The organism is Micromonospora phytophila, assembly GCF_023656545.1.
Classification (GTDB): domain Bacteria; phylum Actinomycetota; class Actinomycetes; order Mycobacteriales; family Micromonosporaceae; genus Micromonospora; species Micromonospora phytophila.
Genome location: NZ_JAMOKF010000466.1, coordinates 1 through 3,395 on the forward strand (window position 1 = coordinate 1; position 3,395 = coordinate 3,395).

The window sequence follows — 3,395 nt, forward strand, 5'->3', positions numbered from 1 at the left end:
CCACCGGCAGCGCCGAGTTGGCCCGGCCGGACCAGCCGTCGGCGCCGCGCAGCAGCCAGTCGCCCAGCCGTCCCCTGGTCCGCGCGGGCCAGGCCTCGTCGGAGGCCAGCTCCAGCTCGACCACGGCGGCGGCGGTCGGCCGGCGGGTCGGCGGCACCCGCTTGGCCCGGTGCACCTCGTCCCGGGGCACCCGGAGCCGACCCTGGGCGGTGGCCAGAGTGAGATGGGTCTCGCTCAGCTCGACGAGTTCGCCGAGAGCGTCCGAGAAGAGCGGCCGGCCTTCGCGAATCCCCACAATCCGGCGGACCACGATCCGATGTCCCACATCCTGCTGTCGGAGCACGATCGACCGTTCCCGTCAGTGTTCTCTGGTGCGCACACCGATGGGAGTCCCGCCTCGCGGTGGGACGGTCCCGGTCTGATCCGCCGAGGCGGTGCCGGGTTGACGCTTCACGGCCACCGGCCCGCTCCTGCGGGTCTTACGGTCGGCTCCACGTCCGTTTGATGACTCCCGGCCACTCCGGGCGTCGCTGACACCACCCGCGAGGGCGGCGAGATTTCGTGCGGCGTTGAGGTCCCGGTCCAGGGTCAGGCCGCAGGAGATGCAGGTGTAGATACGTTCGGACAGGGCGAGTTTGGCTTTCACCGCGCCGCAGGCCGAGCAGGTCTTGGAAGAGGGGTACCAGCGATCGGCAACAACCAGGCGGTTGCCGTGCCAGTCGGCTTTGTAGCGGAGTTGGCGGCGTAACTCGCCGAACCCAGCGTCACTGATGTGTCTGGCCAGGCGGCGGTTGCGCAGCATTCCGGTCACGTTCAGATCTTCGACCACGATCGTGCCGAACTCACGGGTCAGGTTGGTCGAAATCTTGTGCAAGTTGTCACGGCGCAGACTGGTGACACGCTGGTGAGTACGAACGAGTGCGGCGTGCGTGCGGAGCCATCGCTTCGATGGAGGCTGGCCTCGACGGCGGTTCGGGGTCGTCCTACGGGCGGATGCTCGGCCGAGGCGGCGTAGTTTGCGTAACGCGCCGTCGAGGTGACGTGGGTTGGGCAGGACCCGGCCGTTGGACAGCACCACGAGACGGGTGATGCCCAGGTCGACACCGACTACCGCGGCGGGCCGAGTCGGCCTCCGTTCGCTGCGGTCAACCTCCACGCAGAACGCCACATGCCACCGGAGCCCGTCACGGCGGACTGTCGCCGACAAGATCCTCGCGGTACCGGACTCCACACGCCGGGACAGCTTCCGCGTCGACTCGTACGTCTTGAGCCGGCCCAGCCGCGGGAGCACAACATGGTGACGGTCCGGCTCGACTCGGATCGCGCCGGTGCTGAACCGAACCACCGGCACTGAGCGGTGGCGCGCCTTGAACCGGGGAAACCCGACGCCACGGCGAGCGCTTCGGCCGGCACGTGCATCGGACCAGTTCTTCAGTGCGCGTGCCAGTGCGTCGAGGCCGGTGTTGTACGCCTCCTTGGAGCACTCCCGCCACCACGGCGCGACCTGCTCCTTCGCCAGGTTCCAGGCGCGACGCAGCGCCGGCAGCGACCACTCGAGTGTCGGGGTGAGATTCTCATCGGCCATGCCATAGGAGAGCTCGGCGGCGCGTTGGTCCATGACCGCCCTGACCCGCGCGAGTGCCCAGTTGAACGCCACTCGGGCGGCCCCGGCATGGGTGAGCACCGCACGCTCCTGGGCCGGCGTGAGGGCTAACGCGAACCGATAGGCCTGCATTGTCCTCATGTCGAGCCCCGCCTACGCGGACGGCGTGACGTAGGCCGCCAGCGGCAGACCGAGGCGAGCGAACTCCGACGCTTGACCAAGACCGTTCGGACCCCTTGAAGGAGTGCATGCGTGTTGGTCATCAGAACCGCACCCCCACGCATTGGCTTTCGGGTGCCGCGATGGTAAGCCAGGGGTACGACAGAACGCTGCCGGCGGGATACTAGGCTCTAACCGTCGCGGGTGATCGCGGCGTGTCTTGCGGAGGAGATGACCGGTGACCTACATCATCGCCGAGCCGTGCGTGGATGTGCTCGACAAGGCATGCATCGAGGAATGCCCGGTCGACTGCATTTACGAGGGCAACCGGATGCTCTACATCCACCCCGACGAGTGCGTCGACTGTGGTGCCTGTGAGCCCGTCTGCCCCGTCGAGGCGATCTTCTACGAGGACGACGTCCCCGAGCAGTGGAAGAACTACACCGGCGCCAACTACGAGTTCTTCGAGGATCTGGGCTCGCCCGGTGGCGCCTCGAAGATCGGCAAGGTGGAGAAGGACGCGACCTTCGTCGCCGCCCAGCCGCCGCGCGGAGAGGGCCACTGAACCGGCCCGCGCCGGTCTCGTCGCGGCTGCCCGAGTTCACCTGGGACACCCTGGACGCCGCGGCCGCACTGGCCGCGGCGCACCCGGAAGGGCTGATCAACCTCTCCATGGGCACGCCGGTCGACCCGGTGCCCGAGGTGATCCGGCGGGCGCTGGCCGACGCGTCGGACGCCCCGGGCTACCCGCTGACCGCCGGCACCCCGGTGCTGCGGCAGTCGATCGCGGCCTGGGTCGCCCGCGCCTGCGGCGCCGGGGTCGACGGTCTCGGCGTGCTGCCCACGATCGGCTCCAAGGAACTGGTCGCCTGGCTGCCCACCCTGCTCGGGGTGGGCCCGGGCGACGTCGTCGTGGTGCCGTCGATCGCCTACCCGACCTACTCCGACGGCGTCCGGCTCGCCGGGGCCACCGTCGTACGCGCCGACTCGCTCACCGCGGTCGGCCCGACGTCCCGGGTACGGCTGGTCTGGGTCAACTCGCCGGGCAACCCGACCGGGCGGGTGCTGCCGGCGGCGCACCTGCGCAAGGTCGTCGACTGGGCCCGGGAGCGCGGCGCGGTCGTCGCCAGCGACGAGTGCTACCTGCCGCTGGGTTGGTCCGCCGAGCCGGTCTCGGTGCTCTCGCCCGAGGTCTGCGGCGGGTCGTACGAGGGTGTGCTGGCGGTGCACTCGCTCTCCAAGCGCTCCAACCTCGCCGGGTACCGGGCTGGCTTCGTGGCCGGTGACCCGGCGCTGGTGGCGGAGCTGCTCAAGGTCCGCAAGCACGCCGGCATGATCGTGCCCGCGCCGGTGCAGGCCGCCATGGTGGCCGCCCTGCGCGACGAGCGGCACGCCGACGAGCAGCGGGAACGCTACCGGGCCCGGCGCGCGGCGCTGTACGCCGCGTTCACCGGCGCCGGTTTCACCGTCGAGCACTCCGAGGCCGGCCTCTACCTCTGGATGACCCGGGGCGAGGACTGTTGGGAGACGGTCGACTGGCTGGCCCGGCGGGGCATCCTGGTCGCCGCGGGCGTCTTCTACGGCCCGGCCGGCGGGCAGCACGTCCGGGTGGCGCTGACCGAGTCCGACGAGC

General features: G+C 70.4%; 4 protein-coding genes. 2 read left to right on the forward strand and 2 right to left on the reverse strand.

Annotated features, from left to right (window positions below; all coding sequences use genetic code 11):
* Together NCC78_RS29675 and tnpB are read right to left on the reverse strand one after the other, a co-directional pair.
* A partial coding sequence (locus NCC78_RS29675) for a GNAT family N-acetyltransferase, cg3035/Rv0428c family (protein WP_443677215.1) occupies window positions 1–343 on the reverse strand: 343 nt, incomplete at its 3' end.
* Window positions 344–358: 15 nt separating this feature from the next.
* On the reverse strand, window positions 359–1,744 hold the full coding sequence (gene tnpB, locus NCC78_RS29680) for an IS607 family element RNA-guided endonuclease TnpB (RefSeq protein WP_250798676.1): 1,386 nt from the start codon (window positions 1,742–1,744) through the stop codon (window positions 359–361).
* A gap of 256 nt (window positions 1,745–2,000) precedes the next feature.
* Here tnpB and fdxA point away from each other — a divergent pair, with 256 nt between their 5' ends.
* Both fdxA and dapC read left to right on the forward strand, forming a co-directional pair.
* The gene (fdxA, locus tag NCC78_RS29685; protein ID WP_250798677.1) at window positions 2,001–2,327 is read left to right on the forward strand and encodes a ferredoxin; all 327 of its coding nucleotides are present in this window, start codon (window positions 2,001–2,003) and stop codon (window positions 2,325–2,327) included.
* Window positions 2,324–3,395 (forward strand): succinyldiaminopimelate transaminase (gene dapC / locus NCC78_RS29690; protein ID WP_284706369.1); only part of this gene is annotated, 1,072 nt, incomplete at its 3' end. The genes fdxA and dapC, both read left to right, overlap by 4 nt.